The organism is Actinoplanes sp. NPDC048796, from assembly GCF_040650035.1.
Taxonomy (GTDB): domain Bacteria; phylum Actinomycetota; class Actinomycetes; order Mycobacteriales; family Micromonosporaceae; genus Actinoplanes.
The window spans coordinates 331,839-356,731 of the sequence record NZ_JBEZGO010000009.1; the positions used below are offsets into that span (position 1 = coordinate 331,839).

At 70.1% G+C, this 24,893-nt stretch carries 27 protein-coding genes; 15 read left to right on the forward strand and 12 right to left on the reverse strand.

Annotation, left to right across the window (positions count from 1 at the left end):
• Nucleotides 1–52: 52 nt before the first annotated feature.
• Genes AB0C26_RS32750 through AB0C26_RS32775 form a run of 6 tightly spaced genes read right to left on the reverse strand, consistent with a single transcriptional unit; the run spans nt 53 to nt 4,117 of the window.
• Nucleotides 53–454 carry a VOC family protein gene (locus tag AB0C26_RS32750; protein WP_360255404.1) on the reverse strand — a complete coding sequence of 134 codons (402 nt, stop codon included), beginning with the start codon at nt 452–454 and terminating at the stop codon, nt 53–55.
• Complete coding sequence (locus AB0C26_RS32755) at nt 447–1,571, reverse strand: 2-oxo acid dehydrogenase subunit E2 (RefSeq protein ID WP_360255406.1); 1,125 nt, start codon at nt 1,569–1,571, stop codon at nt 447–449. The genes AB0C26_RS32750 and AB0C26_RS32755 overlap by 8 nt, the downstream gene beginning before the upstream one ends.
• On the reverse strand, nt 1,568–2,578 hold the full coding sequence (locus AB0C26_RS32760) for a transketolase C-terminal domain-containing protein (protein ID WP_360255408.1): 1,011 nt from the start codon (nt 2,576–2,578) through the stop codon (nt 1,568–1,570). Before AB0C26_RS32760 ends, AB0C26_RS32755 begins: the two co-directional genes overlap by 4 nt.
• Complete coding sequence (locus AB0C26_RS32765) at nt 2,560–3,471, reverse strand: thiamine pyrophosphate-dependent dehydrogenase E1 component subunit alpha (protein WP_360255411.1); 912 nt, start codon at nt 3,469–3,471, stop codon at nt 2,560–2,562. Before AB0C26_RS32765 ends, AB0C26_RS32760 begins: the two co-directional genes overlap by 19 nt.
• Nucleotides 3,468–3,809: an antibiotic biosynthesis monooxygenase family protein gene (locus AB0C26_RS32770; RefSeq protein ID WP_360255413.1), complete on the reverse strand. Its 342-nt coding sequence runs from the start codon at nt 3,807–3,809 to the stop codon at nt 3,468–3,470. The genes AB0C26_RS32765 and AB0C26_RS32770 overlap by 4 nt, the downstream gene beginning before the upstream one ends.
• On the reverse strand, nt 3,794–4,117 hold the full coding sequence (locus tag AB0C26_RS32775; RefSeq protein WP_360255416.1) for a TcmI family type II polyketide cyclase: 324 nt from the start codon (nt 4,115–4,117) through the stop codon (nt 3,794–3,796). Before AB0C26_RS32775 ends, AB0C26_RS32770 begins: the two co-directional genes overlap by 16 nt.
• 89 nt (nt 4,118–4,206) lie before the next feature.
• Here AB0C26_RS32775 and AB0C26_RS32780 point away from each other — a divergent pair, with 89 nt between their 5' ends.
• From AB0C26_RS32780 to AB0C26_RS32810, 7 genes are all read left to right on the forward strand, one after another.
• Entirely contained in the window at nt 4,207–4,737 is a 531-nt protein-coding gene (locus AB0C26_RS32780) for a PadR family transcriptional regulator (protein WP_360255418.1), read from the forward strand.
• Nucleotides 4,738–4,840: 103 nt separating this feature from the next.
• Nucleotides 4,841–5,269: a cupin domain-containing protein gene (locus AB0C26_RS32785; protein ID WP_360255420.1), complete on the forward strand. Its 429-nt coding sequence runs from the start codon at nt 4,841–4,843 to the stop codon at nt 5,267–5,269.
• Nucleotides 5,266–6,525, forward strand: a complete 1,260-nt coding sequence (locus AB0C26_RS32790) for a beta-ketoacyl-[acyl-carrier-protein] synthase family protein (protein WP_360255422.1) — start codon at nt 5,266–5,268, stop codon at nt 6,523–6,525. The genes AB0C26_RS32785 and AB0C26_RS32790 overlap by 4 nt, the downstream gene beginning before the upstream one ends.
• A gap of 29 nt (nt 6,526–6,554) precedes the next feature.
• Nucleotides 6,555–7,748: a ketosynthase chain-length factor gene (locus tag AB0C26_RS32795; protein ID WP_360255519.1), complete on the forward strand. Its 1,194-nt coding sequence runs from the start codon at nt 6,555–6,557 to the stop codon at nt 7,746–7,748.
• A complete protein-coding gene (locus AB0C26_RS32800; protein ID WP_360255424.1) occupies nt 7,748–8,002 on the forward strand; it encodes an acyl carrier protein in 255 nt (84 codons plus the stop codon). Before AB0C26_RS32795 ends, AB0C26_RS32800 begins: the two co-directional genes overlap by 1 nt.
• A 1-nt stretch (nt 8,003) precedes the next feature.
• On the forward strand, nt 8,004–8,450 hold the full coding sequence (locus AB0C26_RS32805; RefSeq protein ID WP_360255427.1) for an SRPBCC family protein: 447 nt from the start codon (nt 8,004–8,006) through the stop codon (nt 8,448–8,450).
• Nucleotides 8,447–9,472, forward strand: coding sequence for a methyltransferase (locus AB0C26_RS32810; RefSeq protein WP_360255429.1), 1,026 nt, complete (start codon nt 8,447–8,449; stop codon nt 9,470–9,472). Before AB0C26_RS32805 ends, AB0C26_RS32810 begins: the two co-directional genes overlap by 4 nt.
• On the opposite strand, the gene AB0C26_RS32815 is transcribed toward AB0C26_RS32810, so the two are convergent.
• A complete protein-coding gene (locus AB0C26_RS32815; protein WP_360255431.1) occupies nt 9,469–10,041 on the reverse strand; it encodes a helix-turn-helix domain-containing protein in 573 nt (190 codons plus the stop codon). The two genes, AB0C26_RS32810 and AB0C26_RS32815, sit on opposite strands and share 4 nt — an antisense overlap.
• Nucleotides 10,042–10,131: 90 nt before the next feature.
• On the opposite strand from AB0C26_RS32815, the gene AB0C26_RS32820 reads away from it, so the two are divergent.
• The 3 genes from AB0C26_RS32820 to AB0C26_RS32830 all read left to right on the forward strand — a co-directional run bounded on the left by AB0C26_RS32820 (nt 10,132) and on the right by AB0C26_RS32830 (nt 11,902).
• Entirely contained in the window at nt 10,132–11,010 is an 879-nt protein-coding gene (locus tag AB0C26_RS32820; RefSeq protein WP_360255434.1) for an oxidoreductase, read from the forward strand.
• A 90-nt stretch (nt 11,011–11,100) separates the two neighbouring features.
• Entirely contained in the window at nt 11,101–11,400 is a 300-nt protein-coding gene (locus tag AB0C26_RS32825; RefSeq protein WP_360255437.1) for a hypothetical protein, read from the forward strand.
• Nucleotides 11,390–11,902, forward strand: a complete 513-nt coding sequence (locus AB0C26_RS32830; RefSeq protein WP_360255439.1) for a GAF domain-containing protein — start codon at nt 11,390–11,392, stop codon at nt 11,900–11,902. Before AB0C26_RS32825 ends, AB0C26_RS32830 begins: the two co-directional genes overlap by 11 nt.
• Before the next feature lie 148 nt (nt 11,903–12,050).
• Here the strand turns inward: AB0C26_RS32830 and AB0C26_RS32835 are convergent, their stop codons facing one another.
• Genes AB0C26_RS32835 through AB0C26_RS32845 form a run of 3 tightly spaced genes read right to left on the reverse strand, consistent with a single transcriptional unit; the run spans nt 12,051 to nt 15,668 of the window.
• Nucleotides 12,051–14,039: a SpoIIE family protein phosphatase gene (locus AB0C26_RS32835; protein ID WP_360255441.1), complete on the reverse strand. Its 1,989-nt coding sequence runs from the start codon at nt 14,037–14,039 to the stop codon at nt 12,051–12,053.
• Between the two features lie 52 nt (nt 14,040–14,091).
• Nucleotides 14,092–15,276: an SMI1/KNR4 family protein gene (locus tag AB0C26_RS32840; RefSeq protein WP_360255443.1), complete on the reverse strand. Its 1,185-nt coding sequence runs from the start codon at nt 15,274–15,276 to the stop codon at nt 14,092–14,094.
• The gene (locus AB0C26_RS32845; protein WP_360255445.1) at nt 15,273–15,668 is read right to left on the reverse strand and encodes a VOC family protein; all 396 of its coding nucleotides are present in this window, start codon (nt 15,666–15,668) and stop codon (nt 15,273–15,275) included. The genes AB0C26_RS32840 and AB0C26_RS32845 overlap by 4 nt, the downstream gene beginning before the upstream one ends.
• A gap of 61 nt (nt 15,669–15,729) precedes the next feature.
• On the opposite strand from AB0C26_RS32845, the gene AB0C26_RS32850 reads away from it, so the two are divergent.
• The 3 genes from AB0C26_RS32850 to AB0C26_RS32860 all read left to right on the forward strand — a co-directional run bounded on the left by AB0C26_RS32850 (nt 15,730) and on the right by AB0C26_RS32860 (nt 18,752).
• A complete protein-coding gene (locus AB0C26_RS32850; RefSeq protein ID WP_360255447.1) occupies nt 15,730–16,710 on the forward strand; it encodes a YafY family protein in 981 nt (326 codons plus the stop codon).
• Between the two features lie 126 nt (nt 16,711–16,836).
• Nucleotides 16,837–17,526 (forward strand): alpha/beta hydrolase, encoded by a 690-nt coding sequence (locus AB0C26_RS32855; RefSeq protein ID WP_360255449.1) that lies wholly within the window; start codon nt 16,837–16,839, stop codon nt 17,524–17,526.
• Nucleotides 17,527–17,633: 107 nt separating this feature from the next.
• Complete coding sequence (locus AB0C26_RS32860; protein ID WP_360255452.1) at nt 17,634–18,752, forward strand: helix-turn-helix domain-containing protein; 1,119 nt, start codon at nt 17,634–17,636, stop codon at nt 18,750–18,752.
• A 1-nt stretch (nt 18,753) separates the two neighbouring features.
• On the opposite strand, the gene AB0C26_RS32865 is transcribed toward AB0C26_RS32860, so the two are convergent.
• Nucleotides 18,754–19,494: a hypothetical protein gene (locus AB0C26_RS32865; RefSeq protein ID WP_360255454.1), complete on the reverse strand. Its 741-nt coding sequence runs from the start codon at nt 19,492–19,494 to the stop codon at nt 18,754–18,756.
• 802 nt (nt 19,495–20,296) lie between these two features.
• Here AB0C26_RS32865 and AB0C26_RS32870 point away from each other — a divergent pair.
• Together AB0C26_RS32870 and AB0C26_RS32875 are read left to right on the forward strand one after the other, a co-directional pair.
• On the forward strand, nt 20,297–20,911 hold the full coding sequence (locus tag AB0C26_RS32870; RefSeq protein ID WP_360255521.1) for a hypothetical protein: 615 nt from the start codon (nt 20,297–20,299) through the stop codon (nt 20,909–20,911).
• A 4-nt stretch (nt 20,912–20,915) separates the two neighbouring features.
• Nucleotides 20,916–21,818: an HTTM domain-containing protein gene (locus AB0C26_RS32875; RefSeq protein ID WP_360255456.1), complete on the forward strand. Its 903-nt coding sequence runs from the start codon at nt 20,916–20,918 to the stop codon at nt 21,816–21,818.
• Here the strand turns inward: AB0C26_RS32875 and AB0C26_RS32880 are convergent.
• Nucleotides 21,758–24,835, reverse strand: a complete 3,078-nt coding sequence (locus AB0C26_RS32880) for a BTAD domain-containing putative transcriptional regulator (RefSeq protein ID WP_360255459.1) — start codon at nt 24,833–24,835, stop codon at nt 21,758–21,760. The genes AB0C26_RS32875 and AB0C26_RS32880 overlap by 61 nt on opposite strands.
• Nucleotides 24,836–24,893: the final 58 nt, after the last annotated feature.

The following is a 24,893-nucleotide window of genomic DNA, read 5'->3' on the forward strand; positions in this document are numbered from 1 at the left end:
ACCGGCATCCTTACTCGTACGCGATTAGTCGTGTATGAGTATACGCCGGGCGTCAGTGGCGCGGTTCGTGCAGAACCTGGCAGAACATCAGCGCGTTCCCGTCCGGGTCGAGGAAGGTCAGGAACGAGATCAGGTCGGGAATGACCTGGTCGGGGCCTTGGATGCGGACACCCATCTCGGTCAGGCGGGCCCGCTCGGCGGCCAGGTCGCGCACCCCGAAAGTGGGCATCGCCCCGCCGCCCGGTGCCACTCCCGGCATCCGGTAGAGCCCCAGGTAGACGTCCTTGGTGGGCGTGACGAACTCGCACCAGCCGACCTTGTCGTCGGCCCGGAACTCGATCTCGAAGCCGAGCACCCGCTGGTACCACTCGATCGAGCGGTCCATGTCGGTGACCGCGAGCCAGGGGGTGAAGATGCCGTCGTACTGCGGGCTGGGCGGGGTCGATTCAGTCATCGGTGGCCTCCTTGGCGTTCGGCGTGGTGGTCCATTGCTGCAAGCGGTCGCGGTTCTCCACGCTCGCCTTGAGATGCTTGAGGAAGCGGACGGCGTCCCGGCCGCCCAGCACCCGGTGGTCGTAGGCGACGCCCAGGGTGAAGACGGTGCGGGTGACCGGCCGGCCGTCGCGGTCCAGGGTCAGCTCGCGCTGCGGGCCGCCGATCGAGACCATGGCCACGTGCGGCGGGAAGATCAACGGCACGACCAGGGCGACATCGGTGTACGTGTTCACCGACAACCCGATGCAGCTGCCGTCGAGGTCCGCCTGGAGGAACGATCCGGTCAGGGCCGACCGGTGGTGCCGGTCCAGCGTCTCGGCGACCTGGGACAGCGAGAGCCCGGCCGGGTCGGGCACGGTGGCCAGATACAGCCCGTGCCCGGCGTCGATGGTGACGCCGATGTCGATCCGGTCCGGCAGCACCACCTCCCGCCCCTCGCGCAGCCGGCCGAAGAAGAGCGGGAATTCGTCGTACGCCTGCCGGATCGCCTTGATGACCGCCTCGGCCGGACGGGCCGGCGGCACGTCGCGCAGCCGGTCGGCGGACACCTTGACGGCGGTGAAGGCGGCCGGCACTGTCGCGTGTGCCTCGGAGACCACCGCGGCCACCGCCTGTTCGTGGCGGCTCAGCGGGCGTACCCGGTCGGCCGTGCCGTCCCGCTCGGCGACCAGGCGCCGGACGTCGCCCACGCGGACCACGCCACCCAGCGCCAGCAGTTCGGACTCGGCAATGCCGTGCCGCCCGGCCTCCTCGCGCGCCGCGTCCGTGATGAGGCCGTCGGCCGGTGGCCCGGCGGCCTCGGGAGCGGTCCGTTCGGTGGCCAGGAAGGCGTCGCGCTCAGCGGCCGAGGCGAACAGCCGCCCGATGACGTCGTTCTGCTTGCACTCGGCGTTCTCGGCGACCAGGCGGTGCAGGACGCCACTCTGCTCGGCGACGAGCTCGTGGGTGGCCTTGGAGGTCTCCAGCACGGCCACCGCCGCGTCCGCCGGCACCTCCTGCCCGTCGGCGAAGAGCCAGTCGGTCAGGACGTACGACTCGTCGTTGGTGTTGACCTTCGGGACGACGATGTCGGTCATCGGACCGCCTCCCGTACCGCGGCCACGATCTTCTCCGGGCCGACCCGGACGGTCTCCTCCAGGTGCGGCGCGGTCGGGATGACCTCGGGCTCGGCGGCCACCGTCACCACCGGCCGGCTCAGCTGGCCCCACAGAGCGGTGTGCAGCTCGTGGGCCACGGCCGTCCCCCAGCCGCCGCCGGCCGGCCCGTCCTCGACGACGCACACCACAGCGGCCCGGCCGGCCGCGTCCAGCACCGCTTTGGTGTCGAACGGCCACAACCGGGAGGGCACGATGATCTGGGTCTCCAGTTCGTGCCGCAGCAGCAGCTCGGCGCCCGCCCGCATGGCCCGGCCGGCCACGCCGCCCGGGCAGACGATCAGGCAGTCGAGCGTGTCGGGCCGGTCGGTGGTCAGCACGGCCGGGCCCAGCGGGCCGGCCGGCAGCTCGGCCACCCAGAGCCGGTCGATCCGGCCCTCGCCGCGGACCGGCTGGGTGTAGAGGATCTTGTCCTCGAAGAACACCGCCGGCTCACCGCGGTCGAGCAGGTCGGCCAGCACGTGCCGGGGATCGTGGAAGGCCGACATCTCGGCCAGGGCCAGGTGCGGGACGCCGATCAGGTGTTTCTGCGGATTCTGGCTGTGCGTCGGCCCGTAGCCGCGGCCGCCGCCGACCGGGCAGCGCACGACCGTGCGCAGGGGCACCCGGCGGCCGTACATCGACACCGACTTGGCGGCGAAGTTGACGATCTGGTCGAAGGCCAGCAGCAGGAAGTCGCCGAACATCATCTCGACGAGCACGCGCCGGCCGGTCAGGGCCAGGCCGTTGGCCACCCCGACGATGCCGTTCTCGCTGATCGGCGTGGACAGCACCTGATCGGGGAACCGGGTGGACAGGCCCTTGGTGGCGCGGAACGCGCCGCCGTACGGATCCAGCACGTCCTCGCCCAGCAGCACGGTGCCCGGGTCCCGGCCCAGCAGGTCGTGCAGCCCCCGGTTGAGTGCCTCGACTACTCGTTCGCCGGCCACTGCCGCCTCCATTCCGATACCGGTCGCGCCCGGACGTCGTCGACCACCGCCGCCACCCGGTCGCGCTGGCGCCGGTCCGCCGCGGCGAAGGACTCCGGCGCCGCCGCGGCCAGGCGCGGATACCAGTCGGCCCGGCGGGCCGCCTCGAGCTGCTGTTCGGTGCGCGTGTCGTCGCCCTTGCTGTGCGGGCCGAGCCGGTGCGCCCGGAACTCGATCACCAGCGGCTCGCCGCCGGCGCGCACCAGGGACACCGCGGGCGCGAGGGTGGCCCGGATCGCCGCCACGTCGTTGCCCTCGATCAGCCGGTGCCGGATGCCGAACCCGGCGCAGCGGCCGCCGATGGTGCCGGCCAGGTGGGCCTCGGTCGGCGTGGTCTGCGCGATGCCGTTGTGCTCGACCGCGACGATCAGCGGGGCCCGCCACAGCGCGGCCATGTTCAGCGCCTCGTAGACGGCGCCCTCGCCCCACGTCCCGTCGCCGATGTAGGCCACCACCACCGAGCCCGGCCGGCTCCGGCGCAGGCTCAGCGCGATGCCGACACCGACCGGCAGGCTCTCGCCCTGCACGCCGGTGGACAGGTAGCCGTCGCGGAACAGGTGCTGGCTGCCGCCGACACCGTCGCAGACGCCGCCCCGCCGGCCCATGATCTCGGCCAGCAGCCCGGCCGGGTCGTCGTAGCGGGCCAGGTAGTGGCCGTGGCCGCGATGGTTGCTGAGCACGAAGTCGCCCTCGGCCAGCAGCGCGCTCAGTGCGACGGGCACGTGCTCCTGGCCCAGGCAGGTGTGCGTGGTGCCGTTGAGCTCGCCGGCCGCGAACAGGTCGAGCAGGCGCTGCTCGAAGTGCCGGATGAGCAGCAGCGAATCCAGGTCGTCGTCGAGCGTCGGAGTCGTCACGGCGCGCTCGGCACCTGACCGGGGACCCGCTGCACCACCGACATCGCCGTGCGGGATCCGCCGCGGCGGAGCTCCTTGAGCTTGCGGCCACCCACGGCGTGCCCGTCGCTGGCCGCGAAGTCGGCGAAGCCGGCCTCGTCGGCCCAGTCGGTGACGATGTAGTACACGTCCGGCTCGTCGGCCACCCGCGACAGCGACTGGCCCCGGCTGGCCGGGTGCCCCTGCGCGATCGCCGACATCTCGCGCCACGCCTGCTCGAAGCGCGGTCCCGCGCCCGGCTCGATCTCCATCCGGATGAGCACCCGGTATCCGCCCTCGGCCGTCATGACGCGTGCCACTGGTAGAACGAGGTCGCCTGCGACTGCGCCATGGCCGGCTCGTTCTCCCGGTACGGCCGCAGCAGGCCCCGCAACTTGGCGTCGATGTCCTGGATGAGGGCGTCGTTGCGGGCGTCGTAGAGCCGCGGAAGGAAGTCGACGTCCGACTGCACCAGGTGGAAGTAGAGCCCCTGGTAGTGGAACAGCGTCCGCTGCGCGACGCCGAGCCGGGCCGGCAGCCCGGTCGCGTCGTGGTCGGCGAAGACGCCGGCGACGGCGTCCGCGTCGGCCGGGTCGAAGCGGCGGACCATCAAAGCCTGATAACGCACGGGGGGACCTCCTCGGGTTTCGCCTCGCCATGACGCTGACAGGCGGCTCTCGAGCCTGGGTAAAGAGCGACTAGTGCTTCACTGTTGCGGTGAACAGCACTCGCCTCTTCATCCTCAGCGCCCTGGCCAAGGGCGGACCGATGTACGGCCACCAGATCCGCCTCGCGGCCCAGGTCGACCGCACCGACCTGTGGACCGACATCAAGGCCGGGTCCCTGTACGGCGCCCTGCACCGCATGGAGAACGACCAGGTCATCGAGGCCGTGCGGACCGAGCAGGCGGGCAACCGCCCGGCCCGCACCGTGTACGCGCTCACCGACATCGGGCGGCGCGAGTTCGAGGCCCAGCGCGACGAGGCGCTGCGCGAGTGCCGGCTGACGCCGGATCCGGTCGACCTCGCGCTCCAGTCGACCTTCGACATGCCGGCCGAGCTGCTGCGGGCCATGGTGGAGGACCGCCTGCGGACGGTCCGGGCCACCATCGAGTCGTGGAAGAGCCTGCACGCGGCGGCCGAGCCGTACATCCGCGGTCTCGAGGTCCTGTCCTTCCGGCACACCGAGCTGCGGCTCGAGGCCGAGCTCAAATGGCACGAGGAGCTGCTGGCCGCCCTGGGCGAGTGAACCGTCCTCCAGCTCGCGTCGATCGGGGCTCTAGCCACAACTGTCAGCGTCGGGGAAGGCCGGGCTCGCCGGCCGTCCCCCGTCCCATGACAGGAGACCATCGATGGCGACAGCCGCCGCACGAAAGATCGCGGCCCGCGACGTGGCGCCGACAACCCGGCAGGGCGGCGAGATCCGCGTCCTGCTCAGCCCGCGCACAGTCGACGCGACGGACGGATTCGGCGGGACGCTGACCCTGGCCCCCGGCGAGTACGTCGCCGAGCAGTACCACCCGTACTCCGACAAGTTCCTCTATCTGGTCCGCGGCGTTCTCGAGCTGACCGTGGACGGCGAGAAGATCCGGCTGGCGCCCGACGAGGCGCTCATGGTGCGGCGCGGTCAGCGGCACCGGTTCGTCAACCCGGGCGGCGACGAGGCCCTGGCCGTCTTCCACGTGTCGCCGCTGGCGCCTCGCCCCGACCTGGGACACGTCGACACCGAACCGGTGCCGAACCCGGCCGGCGAGTTGCCGCGCGTCGGAGGCCCGCGATGAGCCGGCGGGTGGTGATCACCGGGCTCGGCGCCGTCGCACCGGGCGATCCCGGCGTCAAGGCGTTCTGGCAGCTGCTCACGGCCGGCCGCTCGGCGACCCGGCCCATCTCGTTCTTCGACCCGTCGCCGTTCCGCTCCCGGATGGCCGCCGAGGCCGACTTCGACCCGGCCCGCGAGGGGCTCACCCCGCAGCAGGTACGCCGGATGGACCGTACCGCGCAGATGGCCGTGGTCGCCGCGCGGGAGGCCGTGGCCGACGCCGGGGTCGACCTGACCGCCGGCGATCCCGGGCGCGTCGGGGTGAGCATCGGCAGCGCCTGCGGCTGCACGATGGGCCTGGAGAGCGAGTACGTCGTGGTCAGCGACGCCGGTCGCAAGTGGACGGTCGACCACGACTACGCCGTGCCGCACATCTACGGCTACCACGTGCCCAGCACGCTGGCCGCCGAGGTGGCCTGGGACGCCGGCGCCGAGGGCCCGGTCTCGGTCACCTCGACCGGCTGCACGTCGGGCCTCGACGCGATCGGCCACGCCCGCGAACTCATCCTCGAGGGCTCGGCCGACGTGGTCGTCGCCGGCGCCACCGACGCGCCCATCTCCCCCATCTCGGTCGCCTGCTTCGACGCCATCCGGGCCACCTCCCCGGAGAACGACGACCCCGAGCACGCCTCGCGGCCCTTCGACAAGCGGCGCGCCGGCTTCGTGCTGGGTGAGGGCTGCGCGGTAATGGTTCTGGAGGAGCTGGAGGCGGCCCGGGCCCGCGGCGCGCACATCTACGCCGAGCTGCGTGGCTTCGCCGGGCGGGCCAACGCCACCCACATGACCGGCCTGCGCCCCGACGGCACCGAGATGGCCGAGGCGATCCGGGTGGCGATGAACCAGGCCCGGCTCGACCCGGGCGACATCGACTACATCAACGCGCACGGTTCGGGCACCAAGCAGAACGACGTCCACGAGACCAACGCGTTCAAGCGGTCCCTCGGCGCGCGGGCGTACGACGTACCGGTCAGCTCGATCAAGTCGATGATCGGCCATTCGCTCGGCGCCATCGGATCCCTGGAACTGGTCGCGTGCGCGCTGGCCATCGAGCACAACGTCGTGCCGCCCACCGCCAACCTGCACGTGCCCGACCCCGAGCTCGACCTCGACTACGTCCCGCTGACCGCCCGCGACCATCAGGTGGACGGGGTGCTCTGCGTGGGCAGCGGGTTCGGCGGGTTCCAGAGCGCGGCCGTCCTGGCCCGGGTGGACTCGTGATCGCCGCCGGCACCGCCGTCGTCACCGGCATGGACGTCGTCGCGCCGACCGGCATCGGTGTCGAGGAGCACTGGGCCGCCACCCTGGCCGGCACCCCGGCCATCGGCCCGATCGAACGCTTCGACGCCTCCGGCTACCCGGTCCGGCTGGCCGGCGAGGTCCGCGGCTTCGACGAGACCGTGCTGGTGCCGCCGCGGCTCGTACCGCAGACCGACCGGATGACGCAGTTCGCGCTGGCCGCCGCCGAGGGGGCGCTGAACGACTCGGCGCTCGACCTGTCGACAGTGCCCGAGTTCGAGCGGGCCGTGGTGACCGCCAACTCCTCCGGCGGCTTCGAGTTCGGCCAGCGGGAGCTGGAGAATCTGTGGTCGCGCGGATCCGACTACGTCGGCGCGTACCAGTCCATCGCGTGGTTCTACGCGGCCAACACCGGCCAGGTGTCGATCCGGCACGGGTTCAAGGGCAACTGCGGGGTGGTCGCCACCGAGCAGGCCGGCGGCCTCGACGCGGCCGGGCAGGCGCGGCGGGTGCTGCGCAACGGCGCCCGCGTCGTGCTGACCGGCGGCACCGACGCGTCGCTGTGCCCGTGGGGTTTCATCACCCAGCTGCGCACCGGGTTGCTCAGCACCCGCACCGACCCGTCGCGGGCCTACCTGCCCTTCGACGCCGACGCCAACGGCTTCCTGCCCGGCGAGGGCGGGGCGATGCTCGTCATGGAGCCGTACGACTCGGCCACCACCCGCGGCGCCCGGATCTACGGCGCGCTGACCGGCTACGCCTGTGGCTTCGATCCGCCACCGGGCTCCGGGCGGCCGCCCGTCCTGGCCCGCGTCGCCCGGCGCGCGCTCGACGACGCCGGCCTCGGCCCCGGCGACGTCGACGTGGTCTTCGCCGACGCCGTGGGGACGCCGGAGCTGGACCGGGCCGAGGCGTCGGCCATCCGCGAGGTGTTCCGGCGCCCGGTGCCGGTGGCCGCGCCCAAGGCCCTGACCGGCCGCCTGTACGCCGGTGGGGCCGTGCTCGACCTGGTGACCGCGCTGCTCTGCCTGCGCGACCAGGTCATCCCGGCCGCGGCCGGGGTGCGGGTCGACCCGCGGCTGGACATCGACCTGGTCACCGGCGCGCCCCGGCCGGCGGCGATCAGCACCGTTCTCGTACTCGCCCGCGGCTACGGCGGATTCACCGCCGCGGCCGTGCTGTCACACCCCGGAAAGGACCGATGATGACCACGTTCACCCTGGAAGACCTGGGCGCTGTGCTGGAGGACGCCGCCGGCGCGCCGGAGACCGGCGCCTGGAACGACGAGGTGCTCGACCTGCCCTTCTACGAGCTCGGCTACGACTCGCTGGCGCTGATCGAGGCGTCGACGCGGATCGGGCGGCAGCTCAAGATCACCATCCCGGACGACGCGGTGGTGGAGATGAAGACGCCCCGCACCGCCGTGGAATACGTCAACGCGCGGCTGAAGGGGGCGTGACATGAGCGGGCACACCGACAACAGCATCCTCATCAAGGCGCCGATGGACCTGGTCTGGGACCGTACCAACGACGTCGAGTCCTGGCCGTCGCTGTTCAGCGAGTACGCCGAGACGACCATCCTGGCCAAGGACGGCGACACGATCCGGTTCCGGCTGGTGATGCACCCCGACGAGCAGGGACGGGTGTGGAGCTGGGTGTCGGAGCGCACGCCCGACCCGCAGACCCGGTCGGTGCGGGCCTTCCGGGTGGAGACCGGCCCCTTCACGTACATGAACCTGCGGTGGGAATTCCACCAGGAGCCCGAGGGCGTACGCATGCGCTGGATCCAGGACTTCGAGATGAAACCGGGCGCGCACACCGACGACGCCGGCATGACCGAGTACCTGAACCGCAACACCAAGGTGCAGCAGGAGCGGATCAGGACGATCCTCGAGGAGGCGGCGTGACCACCGGCCCCCAGGACCTGCACAACCAGCGCCTGCTCCTGCTCGCCGGCGGGGTACGGCTGGCCGGCATCGTGCACGCCCTGTGCGCGCTCGGCGTGGCCGACCACCTCGCCGCCGGCCCGCGCCCGGTGACCGAGCTCGCGGCCGCCTCCGGCGCCGACCCGGACGCGCTGCGCCGCCTGCTGGTGGCCGCCTCCGGCGTCGGCATCTTCCAGGCGGAGAGCGACGACCGGTTCGCGCTGACCCCGCTGGCCGACGGCCTGCGCTCGGACACCCGCGACAGCATCCGGGCCCTGGTGCTCTACAGCGCGGCGCCGACGATCTGGCGGTCGTACGCCTCGATCCTGCACACCGCGACCGGCGGCGGACGGGCGTTCGACCACGAGTTCGGCCGGCCGCTCTGGGACCATCTGGCCGCCCATCCGGACCAGGAGGCCTTCTTCGACGGCACCATGACCCAGATGAACCTGCGGCTCACCCCGTCCCACCTGGACGCGATGCGGCCCGAGCGGTTCGCCACGATCGCCGACATCGGCGGCGGCCAGGGTCATTTCCTGGCCGAGGCCCTGAAACGCCGCCCCGACGCCCGCGGCGTGCTGTTCGAACGCGGCCCGGTGCTCGAGGCGGCCGCCCCCGTCCTCGACAAGCACGGGGTGACCGACCGGGTCACCCTGGCCGCCGGTGACTTCTTCGCCGATCCCCTGCCGGAAGCGGACGCGTACGTGCTCCGCGGGATCCTCCACAACTGGCCGGACGACCGGGCGGCGACCCTCCTGCGCCGCGTCCGCACGGCGATGGCCGACCGCGCCGAGGCCCGCCTGTTCGTCCTGGAACAGGTGATGGGCGAGCCCAACGAGTGGGACCACGCGAAGTTCCTCGACATCGACATGATGCTGGTCTTCGGCGGCCGGGAGCGGACGCTGGCCGCGTGGCGGAGCCTGTTCGCCGGCGCCGGCCTCGAACTGGTGACCACTCCCCCGGTCGGCCGATGGACCGTTCTGGAGTGCCGCCCCCTTTCCTAGGGTGCGAACCGGGCGGCGCCCAGGAAGTCCCGCAGCGTCGTGGCGATGAGGTCGGCCAGGGTGCGCTGGTTGCCCGGCTGGTTCCACTGGTTGCGAGCGACGAAGAAGATCGCCACGGCGGTCCAGGCGGCCACGGTCGCGGCCGCCTCGGCCGTACCGCGCTCGCGCAGCGCGGCGGCGATCCGATCGGCCAGGGTGGACCGTTTGACCAGCTCGCGTTCCTGGAGCTCCGGGCTGGCGGCGATGACCCGGCCGAGCAGGACCGAGCCGTCGCGGAACTGCTCGTAGATCTGGTCGGAGACGGCCCGCAGCCCGGCCACGGCGGCGTGCAGCGGGTCCGTTCCGGCGCTCTGGCGGCGGATCTCGGCGGCGATCAGGTCCTCGGACTGCTCCTGGCCGGCGAAGACCACCTCCCGCTTGTCGGCGAAGTGGTGGAAGAAGGTCCGCCGGTTCATCCCGGCCCGCTCGGCGATCTGGGCGACCGTCGTCTTCTCGAAGCCCTGCTCGTCGAAGAGGGTCAGCGCCGCCGTTCGCAGGCGTTCGAACGTCCCGGGTTCCCATCTCGCCATGGGTCACAGCCTACGTGATTGCACTCGGTGGCATCATCGCTGTACGGTGATGCCACCGAGTGCAATCACGTGCTGAACGGAGTCCCACCCATGGCCGCATTCACCCTCCCCGATCTCGCCGGCCGGACCGCGATCGTCACCGGCGCCAACTCCGGCGTCGGCCTGGCCACGTCCCGCGCGCTGGCCGCCGCCGGGGCCCGGGTTGTGCTCGCCGTCCGCGACACCGGCAAGGGCGACGCGGCCGCCCGCACCATCACCGGCAGCACCGAGGTGCGCCGGCTCGACCTGGCCGACCTGTCGTCCGTACGGGCGTTCGCCGACGCCTGGTCCGCTCCGATCGACCTGCTGATCAACAACGCCGGCATCACCGCGCGGGAGCTGCGCCGCACCGCCGACGGGTTCGAATCGCAGTTCGGCACCAACCATCTCGGGCCGTTCGCCCTGACCAACCTGCTGCTGCCCCAGGTCACCGGCCGGGTGGTGAACCTGTCGTCACAGGCCGAGCGCATGGGCCGCCTCGACCTGGACGACCCGAACGACGAGCGCCACCCCTACCAGCAGTCCCCCGCCTACAACCGGTCCAAGCTGGCGAACCTGCTGTTCACCGCGGAACTGCAACGCCGCCTGGACGCGACCGGCTCACCGGTGCGGGCCATGGCGGCGCACCCCGGCCTGGTGCGCACCGAGATCTACACCGAGGCCGGCCCGATCAGCCGGTTCATCGTCCGCACCCTGGGGCAGAGCCCGGAGCAGGGTGCGCTGCCCGTCCTCTACGCCGCCACCGCCGACCTGCCCGGCGACAGCTTCACCGGCCCGAGCCGTTTCGCCCACATGATCGGCGAGCCGGAACTGATCAACCGCTCCGCGACCGCCCGCGACGAGCAACTGGCGGCGCGCCTGTGGTCGGTGTCCGAGAAGCTGACCGGCGTACGGTTTCCGCTCGCCCCGGCCACCGGTCAGGCGTCATAGGGCATTCGCCCTCCCACTTCTCGAGGACGCGCCTACCGTGAAGGTGGGTGCCCATCACACGCCGACCTGTAGCCGGAGACGATGAAGTCCATGACTGCCCCCACCGGCACGCCGCCCGGCTCGCCTGAGACGGGCCCCTACCGATTGGCGCGTCCGACCTTGGAAGAAGCGCATCGCGCCTTGCACGGGATGTACGGGCCGCACTCGGAAGACATCTGGCGAACCCTGCTGTTCGCCGCCGGACTGACCGGTGCCGAGACCTCGGCCGCGGCGCTCGACCGGGTCCTCGCGGTCATGACGACAGCGGAACCGCTGATCCGGCTGTGTGCGCGCGGCCTGCAAGTCCGCATCGCGGCTTACGACCAACTGGCGCGGGCCCATGCCGAGTGACGACGCCCCCCTCGCCCAGCGCCGCCGGCTGGAGGTCGTGGCCGACATCGACTTCGACGACCCGGGGTTGCGGCAACAGCTCGACCGTCTCGCCGAGCGGACGGCCCACCGGCTCGGCGCCCCGGTCAGCATGGTGACGCTGCAGTCGGACATCACCCAGTTCTACGCCGGCTCCTTCGGGCTGCCGCCGTGGATCAGGGAGGTCGGGGGCACCCCGGCCGAGTGGTCGTTCTGCACCGAGGTGATCACCTCCGGCCGGGCGCACAACTACCCCGATCTGGCCGGTCATCCCCGGCACGGCACGAATCCTCTCGTCGTGGTCGACGGGGCACGCAGTTACGCGGGAGTGCCGTTGGTGATCGACGATGAGGTGGTGGGCACCCACTGCGTTGTCGGCCTGGCCGAGCACGCGTACACGGAAGCGGAGATCGAGCAACTGCGGGAAAGCGCGCAGGAGGTCACGGCGGTGCTGCAACAGTTCCGCCGGCACCAGGACGAGTGACAGCACCGCAGGTGCCACGCGTCGTGGCTCATCGCCGCGCCTTGTCGAGGTAGGCGTCGATCTCGGCGAGGATGACGGCCTTGCCGGGCGCGGACGCTGACAAACGCGGCCCACCTCCGGCGACCCCGCGGCCGATGTCAGGGGGAGCTCAAGCGTTCACCAGGCAGAGCAGGGCGATGTCGTCGCGGCGGGTGCGGGGGCCGACGTTGCTGGCCAAGATGTGGTCGAGTACGTCGCCGGGGTCGCTGGCCGGAGCGGTGCGCAGCGCGGCGCACAGTTCGCCCAGGCCGAGGTCGATCGGATGCCGGCGGTCTTCGACCAGGCCGTCGGTGTAGAGCAGCAGGGTCGCCGCCGGCGGGTAGCCGAAGGAGGTGTCGCTGTAACTCGGTGATTCCAGGGCGCCCAGGGGCGGGGCGGCGGGCAGCGGGAGCGGGTGGACGGTGTCGCCGTCGCGGACCAGGGGTGGCGGGTGGCCCGCGAGCACGCCGGCGCCTCGGCCGGTGGTGATGTCGAGTTCCAGGTAGCAGCAGGTGGCGATGGTGTCCAGGCGCATACGGCGGACCAGGTCGTTGGTCAGGCGCATGACTTCCGCCGGTGAGTGGCCTTCGAGGGCGTACGCGCGCATGGCATCGCGGACCTGTCCCATCACGGCCGCCGCCGCGGTGTTGTGGCCGGCGACATCGCCCACCACGACGCCGACCACACCGTCGCGGAGCCGGGTGAGGTCGTACCAGTCGCCGCCGACCTCGGCGCCGCGGGTCCACGGCAGGTAGCGCGCCGCGCTGCGCAGGCCCGGCACAGTGGGCAGCCGCGCCGGCAGGAGGGCGTGTTGCAGCTCGGTGGCGATGGACAGGCTCGTCTCGAACAGCAGGGCCCGTTGCAGGGCCTGGGCGCTGATGGCGGCCAGTGCGGTGAGGGTGGACCGGGTGTCGCCGTCGAAGTCGCGCGGGTCGTGGTAGCCGACCACCAGGGTGCCCAGCACGTCGCCGGCGACGGCGAGCGGCAGGAAGGCCCACGCGTGCCGGCCGCCCGGCGGAACCGGGGCGGCCGCCGCGGACTGTGACTGCTGGAATTCGGCGAGGGAGGCGAGAAAGCGTGCCTGGCCGGTACGGGTGACCTCGGTGGCCGGATACGGATGATCCAGGGGAAGGTCGCGCAGGTGGGCGACGACGTCGTCTTCGTAGCCGGAGTGGTAGCGCAGGTGCAGGCGGTTGTCCTCCCGCAGGAGCAGGGCCAGGCCGGCGCCTCCGGCCGAGGGCTGCAGGACGGAGCCGATGACGTCGTACACCTGCGCTGTGGTGCTGGCGGCGACCAGCGCGGTGGTGACGCTTTCCAGGGCGCGGGCCCGGCGGGTCGAGGCTTCGGCCCGCGTGACGCTGTCGGTCAGCTCCCGCTGGCGGTCGATGTGCTCGGTGATCTCCCGGAAGGACACCGCGACCGAGCCGGCGCCGTCCCGGCCGATGTTGACCTCCCACACCTGTCCGATGGCCGGATAGGTCAGCTCCTGCCGCCAGCTTTCGCCGGTGTCGGCCACCGTGCGGTAGCGCTCGAACATTCCGTCGCTGAAACTCTGCGGGGCGATGGCGCTCAGCGGGCGCCCGATGGTGTCCTCGATCGACCGCCCGGTCAGCTTGGCGCCGAGCTGGTTGACGTAGTCGCAGATGAAGTCGACGGTCGCGCCGTCGGCGTCGCGGACCGGCCGCAGCACGGTGAAGCCGTCGAAGGCGGCGTCCAGCATGTCGTAGAGCCGGGCGCCGGCCGCCGATCGCGGCGACACCGTCACCTGGCGCAGGTCGACGAAACGGACGATGAAGCCGTCGTCGTACGGGCCGACCCGCATGTCGAAATGCCCGGCGACCGACGACCGGTCGTAGTACACCGTCCGGGTCGCCGGCTCACCCGTCTCCACCACCGTGCAGTACAGCTGCAGGGTCCCGTCGTTCACCGTCTCCGGCCACAGCTGCCGATAGCGGCGCCCGACCATCTCCTCCCGGGGACGGCCGACCAGACGGCAGCCGGCCTCGTTGATGTAGACGAGGGTGAAGTCCACGATGCCGCCGTCGTCACGCACCGAACGAGCCAACGCCCACCCCTGCGGGTCGGTGTCCAGCATCGCCAGCAACTGCGCATCCCGCATGGCAGCCATCATCGCAGCGTGCTCCGCGCCTGGACACCTCCGATGGGTGGATTCACGCGGCCGGCGGCGCGGCCGTCAGCGCGTCGGCGATCCGGTTCAGCACCGTTGATCGCTGCCCCTCGCTTGCCACCGCCGCGCTTTCGCGGAGCCGGCGGATGAGCCACTGCGGCCGGTCGCTTTCCGGCGGCAAGGCCCGTGCCAGCAGTTCCACCACCGCCACGTCCGGATTCTTCGCCGCCGCCGCCACCGCCGACGCGTCGACCGTCGCGCCACGGCGGAGCAGTTCCCCGGCCAGTCCGAGGTCCACGGCGTGCGCACCGACCCGCAGGGTGTTACCGACGGGCACCTGCCGCTCCAGCAGCCACGTCACGACGGCGAGCCCCCGGCCGGCCAGGGCGATGTCGATCGGCGTCAGACCGTTGCGGACGGGCTCGGCCGGATCGCAGCCGCGGGCCACCAGCTCCCGCATCAGGCCGAGGTCGTCACCGGCGGCGGCGCGGTCCAGGGCGAGACGCCGCAGCCGGCGCTGCCCGGCGATGGTGCCGTCCCGCAGCGCACTTCGCCAATCAAGGACCGTTTGCTGTACGAGGCGGCGCAGCTTGTCCGCGGCCGCCCGCGCCCGCGGGTCATCGCTTTCACCCAGCGCCTCGACCGCCTCGCGCAGCTCCGTGCCGCCGTCGTCGCTCTCCCACGGGTCGCGTTCCAGCACCAGCCGGTCGAACAGCGCCGGCAGGTCGGCGGCGAGCGGCGCGGCCCGGTCGCCCTCGATCAGCTCCCACCCGGCCGGCAGCCCCTGCTGCCACCACACCACCGTCCCGTGCCCCGGCCCGTCGGCGGTGCCCACGTAGACGCGGTCCAGATATTCGAAACCGCCGAACGGCAGGTAGGACAGCCGGGCGCCGCCGATCAGCTCCCGCTCGTGCTCGATCCAGCCCCACAGGTCCTGGTAGTCGTCGCTGTCCGGGTAGAACAACTCCCGCAGTGACAGCGCGACCTCGCTCTCACCGAACTCGGCCCGCAGGTCGTAGTGGAGGCTGCCCCCGAACGAGATCCGCCACAGGTCGGCCAGCGGCGCGGGCAGCGGCCCGGCACAGTGCTCGGCGACCGCGGCCAGAACCGCGTCGGTGACCGGCGGCCGCGCGTCCAGGATGAGCCGGCCGGCGTAGACCACGATCCCGGCCTCGGCGGCCGCGCGCCTCTCGTCGCCGGACAGAGCCGCAGCGGGATCATCGGTCACTTGCCCTCCACCAGTTCGAGGTAGTGCGGGTTGTCCATGATGCCGAACAGGTTGCCGAACGGGTCCACGACGGTGGCGGTGACGAACCCGCCGCCGCGGTGCCGCGCCGGCTCGTTCACCGTGGCGCCGAGCTCGACCAGGTGGGCCAGCTCGGCGTCGAGGTCGTCGACGTGCCAGTAGAGAACCGAACCGACCGGCCCGGTCGGGGTGCCCGGCGGCCGGAAACGCGCGTCGATCAGCCCGAGTTCGGCTTGATGGTCGCCGACGCGCCACTCGGCGTAGCCGTCCCGCAGGAAGTACGGCTCGGCGCCGATGACCTGCGTGTACCAGTCCCGGGCGGCCGCCCAGTCGGCGGCGAAATAGTTGACAGTGGCCATGCCGCGAAGTGTCATGCCGGCGACGCTACGGGCTGTTGCGGAAGGATAGCTTCCTCAATCGACTTAGAATCGGACAATGCTGGAGACGTCCGTACGGCTGCTGCGGCTGCTGTCCCTGATGCAGCAGCGGCGCGAGTGGGCGGGCCCGGAGCTGGCCGCCCGCCTCGAGGTGACGACCCGCACAGTGCGCAGTGACGTCGACCGGCTGCGGCAGTTGGGATACCAGATCGATTCCGCCACCGGCCCGGGCGGCGGGTATCGGCTCGGTCCCGGCAGCGCGCTGCCGCCGCTGGTCCTCGACGACGACGAAGCGGTCGCGGTGGCGGTCGGGCTCCGGGCGGCGGCGGCCGGCAGCGTAGCCGGGATCGAGGACGCCTCGCTGCGGGCGCTGACCAAGCTCGAGCGGACGCTACCCGGCCGGCTGCGACCGCGGGTCGACGCGCTGCGGTCAGCGACAGTGTCGGCGGCCGGCGGCGGCCCGACCGTTGACCTGGACACGCTGACCCGCGTCGCGTCGGCCGCCCACGGCCACGAGCGACTGCGGTTCGCCTACTCGGCGCACGGCGGTGAGGGCAGCGTGCGCGACGTGGAGCCGCACACCCTGGTCTACACGGGCCGCCGCTGGTACCTGCTGGCCTGGGACACCGACCGCGGCGACTGGCGGACGTTCCGCGCCGACCGGATCACGCCGCTCCCCCAGGATTCTCCGGCCCCCCGGTTCGTCCCGCGGGAGCCGCCGGGCGGCGACGCTGCCGCGCACGTGCTCCGGGGCGTGACGGCCGCCCCGTTCCGCTACCGGGTGCGGATCCGGTTCGCCGCGCCGGCCGCCGTGATCGCCGAACGCAGCACGCCGACGTCAGGCCGGATCACGCCTCTCGGCGCCGACGAGTGCGAACTGGCGACCGGCGCGGACTCGCTGCACGACCTGGTGACCTACCTGAGCAAGTTCGAGGCGCCGTTCACCGTGCTGGAACCGCCGGAGCTACGCGACTTCCTGCGGGCCCTGGCCGACCGGTACGTCGTCGCGGCTCAGCCCGACGACCGATCGACGCGGTAAGCGCATTCTGTTCGTTCCGGCCGCCCGGGCGGCCGGGCGGCGGGCGCGCCATCCGCCACAGGTAACCGGTGTCGGTGGCACCCACCCCGGTTGGACGCCCTGCCCGAAATCGTCGCGGTTGGCCCAATGCTCGACGTCTACCGGCCGGTGACGGCTGCGGCGCCGCGGCCCGTCGTGCTGTGGGGGCACGGCGGCGGGTACGTCTCCGGATCGCGGCGGCAGGTCGCCGACTACGACACCGTGCTCGCCGACCGCGGGTTCGTGGTGGCCAGCCTCGAATACTCGCTGGCGGCCCAACTGGTCCTTTTGTTCTGCGGCCTTTATGACATGGCTACCGTGGGATCGACCGGGTTTCCGGCCCTGCGCACTTTCTTGCGGTCCTACACCGGTGAGCGCGATTGGACGCGATTCCCGCGCATCGACGAGCTGTCGACGACCCGGCAGGTGATAACCGCGTACCCACCGGTGTATTTGACCGTCGGCCACGCCGACCCCTTCCAGCCGCGGGCGAAGGAACTCGAATCGGCGCGGCGCGCGCACTGGGTCGCCGTCACGTCCCGCTATTGGCCCGGCGCCGGCCTCGGCCACGAGTACCGGTTCAAGTTGCGAACCTCATCCTCCCGAACCGTGCTGGCGGACACGGTGGCCTGCCTCAAACGGTCCCGGCTGATCGCGCGCCAGGCCGAGAGCAACAGGGCCGTGGCCGAGACGAGTCCGGCGGCCGCATTCAGCAGATCGGTCATTTCCTTCACGATTTCGATGAACATACCAACGAACGATTGTCGGCCACCGAACGTCCGGCAAGATCCACGGTAGACATCGGATGAGGCCGGTACGGACCGGACGGCGCCGAATCATGATCTTCGTGTCGATGTAGCATGGCGGTTCGATCTCGACCCCACGGAACGGAAGGCCGCCCGAGCGTGGAAGACGGAAAGATCTTTCTGCGCGACCTTCGCCAGACCGTGGTCGCGTCCGGAAAGACCCAGATACAGATTTCCAAGAGCTCGAACATTCCGCAGTCGACGCTGTCCGACATCCTCCTCGGCAAACAGGCCCGGCTGCCCGGCAAAGCCATTCTCGCGGGTCTGCTCCAGGCCTGTGGACTGACCGGTGAAGAGATCGAGGAGTGGGAGCAGCGACGGGTCGACATCGTCACGAAGCACTCCGATTCCGGATACACCGGCACGCGCGACGACGTCGAGCACCTGGCGGCCAAGCTGACCGAGGCGACGGCCAGGTTCGAGGCGCTCAAGGCCCAGGAGGAGAAACTGCGCGCCGATCTCCGGCAGGTGGAGGGCGAGCGGGACGGATTGGCCACCGCGCTCAGGCTGGAGCAGGCGCGCAACGACCGCTCGGCGCGGGATTTCAGCGTCGTCCAAGGCAAGATCCGCTCCTTCGAACGGCACGTCGAACTCCTCCGGCGCAAGGTCGACGACGGCATCGAGCAGGTGCGAAAGGCGCACCTGGAGGCCGAGAATCTGCGCGCCGATCTGGAGCGGGCCCAGATCGAGCTGCTCTACGCCGGGTTCCAAAGAGAACAGGATCAGACGGAGGCGCCGATCAACTGGGCCTTCGACCTTCGCATGGAGGCCGCCCGGAAAGGGGCCTACATCGAGGAGGCCCGGGCCTTCTGCCGGGGTGCGCTGGAGGCGCTGCAAAACGCGGGCCAGGAATTCGTCAGCTCGTTACGGGGCACGCCGGGCGAGGAGGTGCGCAACCGGGTGCGGGTGCAACTCATGGCCTCGAGCGACGAAGTGGCCCAGTCGCTCCAGGCCATCGGCGAGTTCGCGATCCTGGCCGACGGCGCCCATTTCCCGCACGATTCTCTGGCGTTCGTCGGCGAACAGCTCCGGCGATGCCAGGAAGAGCTCGCGGAATGCGAGGGCGAGCTCGGCCGGCAGCGCGATCGGCTTTCGGTCATCGAGGGCAGCCTGGCCTATCCGGACCTGGCAGCGCTGTTGACGCAGGCCTCGACCGGCATCGAGAACTGCCAGAACGCGACCGCCTACGCGCTGCAGATCCTTCAGGACTACCGCTAGATCAGTCGAGGGCGGGCAGCGAGGCCTTGCCCTTGTCGGCGAGGACGAACGGGGTGTCGATGTCGGCCGTGCCCTCGCCGATGGTCGCCGCGATCACGCCGGTGCCGAGGCCGGCGATCTCACCGGTCGGGTCCTGCACGATGAACGTGTCGGCGCCGGTGTAGATCGTGTAGGTCGGCTTGCCGTTCGACTCGCCGGTCTGCCGAAACCGGAACTTCTGGCTCGCCGCAGCCGCGTCGCAGCCCACGAGGTGGATCAGGGCCGGCGCGCCACCGGAGCCCACCTTGGCCGACACACACAGCGGCTCGCCACCGGCGCGCAGCTTCGCCGTCTTGATCGAATACTTGTCACCACCGGCCGGGACGATCACGAAGAGGGCTTTATCGCCGAACGAATCGGTCAAGCCGAGCTTGTCGCCGGTGACCACCCCGACCGTGGCCTCGCTGTTCTTGGGCAGCAGCAGGACCTGCCGGGTGCCGCTGAACACGCCGCCACCGGCCGGACTCGACGCGGTCGGCCGCGCGGAGGTGGAGGACGAAGGGACAGGGGCGGCAGAGGTGGGGTTCGGCAGGGCCGTCTCGTCGCCGGTCAGATCAACCGGGCTCGACGCCGGCGCGGCACCGGACGCGGACGGCGTGGGGCCGGGCGCCGCGGCGTTGTCGGCCGCGCAGGCCGAGGTCAGAAGAAGACCTGCGGCCGCCGCGGCCAGGACGCCGGCGCGGAGGAGATCGGTACCAGACATGACGTACTCCCGTGGTTGGTTCTTCGCTTGCTCTGCCGATGTCGATCTTTACGGCGGCGACCGGCCCGCAACGGGATCCGGGAAAGGTTGGCATGAAGCCAGGAGAACGCAATACGTCGACCTCGCGCAGGTCAGCGCGGCCGCGTTCTGGCCTACGGTCCGAGCACTTCGCATTGGAGCCGTTCGAAGTGCTCGCCGAGCGGGCGGACAAGTTCGGGCGACGACCAGCACCTCGACACCGGCCATGATCGGCTCTTGCAGCACCTCGAACTCACCGCTGACCGTCGTCCAGAACCAGCCGCCCCTCGGTAGCGAGGGTCTGCAGCAGGTCGCCGGCCCGGCGCTGCCACCATGCGCGTGGCCGTGGATGTCGACAGCGGCGAGCTCGCGCCGTCGGTGAGGCCACGCACCGCGCTCTCGTGACGGGCCTGAAGGCGGGGATGGTTGCGGATGCGGTCGGCCGATCCGGCCGGCCCTGTCCCCACCACCACGCCGGCGACGGGCCCAGCGGTCAACGAAGCCGCGTTGAAGACGAGCCGCTTGGCGCCGTGGCAGGCGTGGTACGGGCTCCAATCTATTGAGGTTACGGATGGTAGTGAGGTGGTAGCGCTGGCCGGGAACCTGTACGTGCTCGAGCCGTCGAACCATCGGAAGGGTCCGAAACACAGATGCGAAGACTACTCACAGGTCTAGCGATCGCCGTTCTTGCCACAGTTGCGGCCAGCGCATTTTCAAGCATTTCTTTCGCCAGTGAGGCACCCGATCCCGTGTTCATCCAGAGCCCGACCTTCTCCCGTTGAGCATGGGACACGAGAGGCCGCACGCCGACGCACCGAAGTCACCGGAGGACGCCACCCCTGAAACACCGAAGTGGAAAGCGTTCCAGTTGTGGACAGGAATTCTCTGTGGCGCGCTGGCGCTGTCCGTGACCAGCCAAGTAATCGTAAGCTCAACACGAGGCGACGTTCGGGATCGGGCCACCGTCATCCAGCGCACCTGGCCACAGGAATGGTCGTTCTTCTCACGTTATCGTGACGCGCCGATAATTCGCGCGTACCGGAACACCGGTGGCGCGTCCACGGTGAACCTCACGGCACGCGCCGAAAGTGTGGGCGACGCCGGAGGGTTTCGCAGACTTTGGATGTCGCAACTGATCGAACGGGGCTATCTTGCCCGGTCGGTCCCCGCGCAGGCATGGACCACCTGCCGATCGCATGGCTTGGAGTGTGTGCGAAGCGCATCAACCCGGGAGACGTTCGAAGTAGAGAACAGCGTCACTCATCGGACCCTCTGCGGCGACATGATCCTGCTGAGGTCCCCTTCGGTCGAACGTGCGTTTCGGCGCGATCTCGCGCTTCCCGCCGATCCGTCGGGCGCGCTGGAAGTCGCGCGAGTACAGGTGATCTGTGGAAGCTGAGCCGTTGACCCGCCTTCGCGCTTGGGCGACAAGCTTCTCGCCGATCGATCGATACGTGCAGGCAGGTCGCTCGGTCCTGGCGGCCGCACAGATCTGCAATCTGGTCTTCATCACCGATGACGTGGCATTTACCGCAGCGGAGCGACCGGCAGGTCCATGCGCGTCCAACTGGCTGTCGATCTGGTGCGCCGACATGTCGGTCACGGGCGGGACCGGGCTCGCCCGAGCCCTGTCGCTGATCACTCTGGCGGCAGTCATGCTTGGATTCAAGGCTCGGTTGACCTGCATACCTCACTTTGTGGTGACCTTGAGTATCGCCCTCGCCTTCACGGTGAACACCGGCGGCGAACGAGTAGCCACGATCGTTACCGCATTACTGATACCCATATGCCTCGCAGACGACCGATCATGGGCATGGGCCGCGGCGCCCCACCCCCGGCCTGCGAGGCGAGAGGACGGCGCCGCGGCGGCAGCAATTCTGACTATTCGGATACAGCTGGCCGTTGTCTACATCGTCGCGTCGCTGACTAAGGTCGTCACGCCCGGATGGGGGACGGGCGGGTGGATCCAGTCGGTACTCCTGGATCCCACTTTCGGGATGCCCTCGATGATTCTGACGCCTCTCCTTCCCCTGGTCGAGAACCACCTCGTCATGACATTCATCGAAGTAGGGGTCGTCGCTGCTGAATTGATCATCGCAGCCGGCATCTGCGGGAATCGAAGAATGCGATTGCTGGCCCTGATGCTCGGGCTGGCCCTGCACTCGTCAATCGGGGTTCTCATGGGTCTTCCCGCGTTCAGCCTGGCTATGCTGGGCAGCCTTCTGGTGGCGTGCGCCGGATCTCGTCAAGATACGCGCTCTCGTGTTGCGGCATCCCAGCTGATGTCGGCTGAAGAAGCACAGTAGAAGCAGGTACTCACGTTCGACAGGTGCCGGGCGATGCTGACGCTGACGACGGCGTCGGTGACGCCGGCCAGGTCGGATCGAGTCAGGATCTCTACCCTCTCTTCGTCATCTCCCCGGCGAACAGCCACGTGCGCGAGGCCGAGGACAGCACGTCCCAGCAAATTGATGAATCCTCCGGTCTCGGCCGCGCGGCTCGCCTCGTTCAGCAATTCGACGGCACGATCAGGTTCCCCTGCCGCCAGAAATGCCTCGCCCAGCACCAGAAGCGCCTCGCACTCGACCTCGACCGACGAGTAGGTCCTGGTGAGTGCCAACGCCGCACGCCCGGAGCGTATCGCCCGGACATGGTCACCACTCCGCCGAGCCGCGCCCGAGTCGCCGCACGATGCGGCGGCCTGAAAGACCGGGAGATTCAAGTTCTCAGCCAAGCCGAGGCTCTTCCCGAAGTACTCCAGCGCCTCCTCGGTGCGATCTGTCAGGGCCAGCGTGTAGCCGAGATGGAGTGCGATGACCAGCTCGACGTGTTCGCCCCCACCTGACATCTGCTCGGCTCGGCGTAGATGCTGATATGAATCATCAAAATTTCCGAGTTGCCGAGCAACGACCGCAAGGTTTACCAGTGTCCCGCGCGCGGATTCCTTATCGCCTGCACGCTCGGCATGGGCGATGGCACGCTCAAAGACCTCGGCGGCGAGTCCGAGTTGACCGCTGTTGAGATGCATGACGCCCAGGTCGGAGAGCTGGAATGCCAGCCAGTCGCTGCGCCCGAGCCTCTCCGACAAGCCGATGGCAAGGCCGAAGGCCCGGAGGGCTTCTTGCGTGTCCGCCCGTTCACGACTGGCTACAGCTAGTCCCGAGCTGGCGATCGCCTCCCCGATCTCATCGCCACACGCCTGCGCCGAACGAACCGCGAGCCGGAACAGATTGGCGGCGTCGCCGCCATAGTTTCGTGCGGAAAACAGTGGTTGAAGGGCGCAGATCAAGCGCCAGACACGATCGTGGAGCCCCAACCTCTCAGCAGCCGTGATGGCCGCCGCAAAAGCCGGGTACGCCTCGATGGCCTTGGCCAGATCGGCCTTTCCGTCTCGCGACGCCTCCGGGTCGCGGCTTATTCCGAAATATGCGAACTCCGCCTTGGCGAGCGGGCCCAGCGTCGCCACCGCCAGCTGAAGATAGTGGTCTATCAGGCGTACCGTCGCCGACGTTCGCTCCTCGTCGGTGTCGTGCCGATCCGAGAGCCGGCGAGCCGCGTCCCGCATCAGATCGTGGATCTCGTAGCAACCGGACTCGTTCTGGCTGAGAACACTGGCGTCGAACAGACCGTTGAGGTCGTCCTCCACAGAACCGACCTCGTCACCCACCAAGGCGGCGCACGACGTGGGACCGAACACGGCCGCAAAATGCACGCTCAGGAGACGGAACAGCCGTTGCTGAGCCTCCGTCAGATGCGGATACGACACCTCGAGCGCAGCGAACACATTTCTGTCGCCCGCGATGAGCACACGCTCTCGTGAGCGCTGGTCACTCAGCCGGCGTCCGAGCTCGGCGAGCGTCCATCCTCGTTTGTCCTTGAAGCGAACCGCGGCAATGCGGATGGCCAACGGCAGACGCCCGCAAAGGTCCACGACCCTTTCGACCTCGCCCAAGTCATCGCAGCGCTCTCGGCCGTTGATTCGCAGAAACAGCGTCACGGCCTCCGCGGGGTCGAGAACATCGAGGGCAAGAGAATGCGAGCCGTCGATGTTTCCCAGCCGCAGCCGGCTCGTCATGATGACCAGGTTGCCGGGTGAACCCGGCAACAGGGGGCGAACCTGCTCCGCGGACGCGACATTGTCGAGGAGAAGCAGACATCGCTTACCCGCGAGTTGAGCACGCCAGGTGGCCGATGCCGCATCGGTGTCTCTGGGGATCGACTCGATGGGCAGACCGGCCTGCGACAGCAGGTTCAACAGCGCTCTCCGGGCGGTTATCGGCTCCAGGCCGGGAGTGAAGCCGTTGAGGTTGATGAAGTATTGGCCGTCCGGGTAGTCGGCCTTCAGGTCATGCGCCAGGCGTACCGCGAGTGTGGTTTTCCCGATGCCGCCCATTCCACTGAGCGCCGAGATGGCCAAAGCGGTGGCCGAGGATTCGGCGCACACGCGTTTGAGGATGCGAAGCTGCGCTTCCCGGCCGATGAAACTTCCGGTCGAGGCGGGGAGTGAGTCCGGCGAGGTTGTCGCGGAGGAGACCGCAGGCCGCCGGTCTTGATAAGGCTCCCTGTCCGAGGTGGGCTGTCCTCGGAGAATCGCTCGGTGCAGGGCTTTGAGTTCGTCGCCCGGGTCGACGCCCAGCTCGGCCGCGAGATATCGGCGGCACTCCTCGTAGGCCATCAACGCGTCCGCTTGGCGGCCGTCGGCGACGAGCGCCTCCATCAGCAGCAGATGGGACGATTCTCGCAGCGGATTCCGGGAAACCAGCACACTGAGCTGGTTGCACAGATCCGAGTCGGAAGTACCCGATCGCAGCCGCAGCTTGGCGAGCTCCTCCCAGGCGCTCACATGCCGGAGAGTCAGTTCCCCCAGGGCCGGCGCCACGGGCGCCGCGTTCATCCCCTCGAACGCGTCACCATGCCAAAGCGCGACCGCCTCGGCGTACATCCGCACCGCCTCGGCGGTCTGGCCTGTATGAGCCAGCCGGGCCGCGGCCTCCACGATGGCGTTGAACCGCCACAGGTCTACTGCCTTCGTCGGTGCGTCGACCATGTAACCGGTGCCGTCGAAGACCAGGTCGATGTCCGGGATTGCCGCGAGGTCCTGCCTCAGAAGTCGTACGGTGTTGTGGATCTGCTGGCGTGCTGAGTTCGGCGGCCGCTCCCAGAGCGCTTCTGTGAGCTGCCCGCTGGTGACGCGACGCCCCGGCGCAAGGATCAACATCGACAGCATTGTGAGTTTGCGATGACCGGCGATCCGTACCGAGCCGGAGCGACCCTCAAGCCGCAACGGACCCAGCACCCGGATCGATGGAACTCCGGTGAACATGATTCTCCCCGATTGCTCCTGCCTCCACTGGATCATCGCCCTTGTCGAACATGCTAGC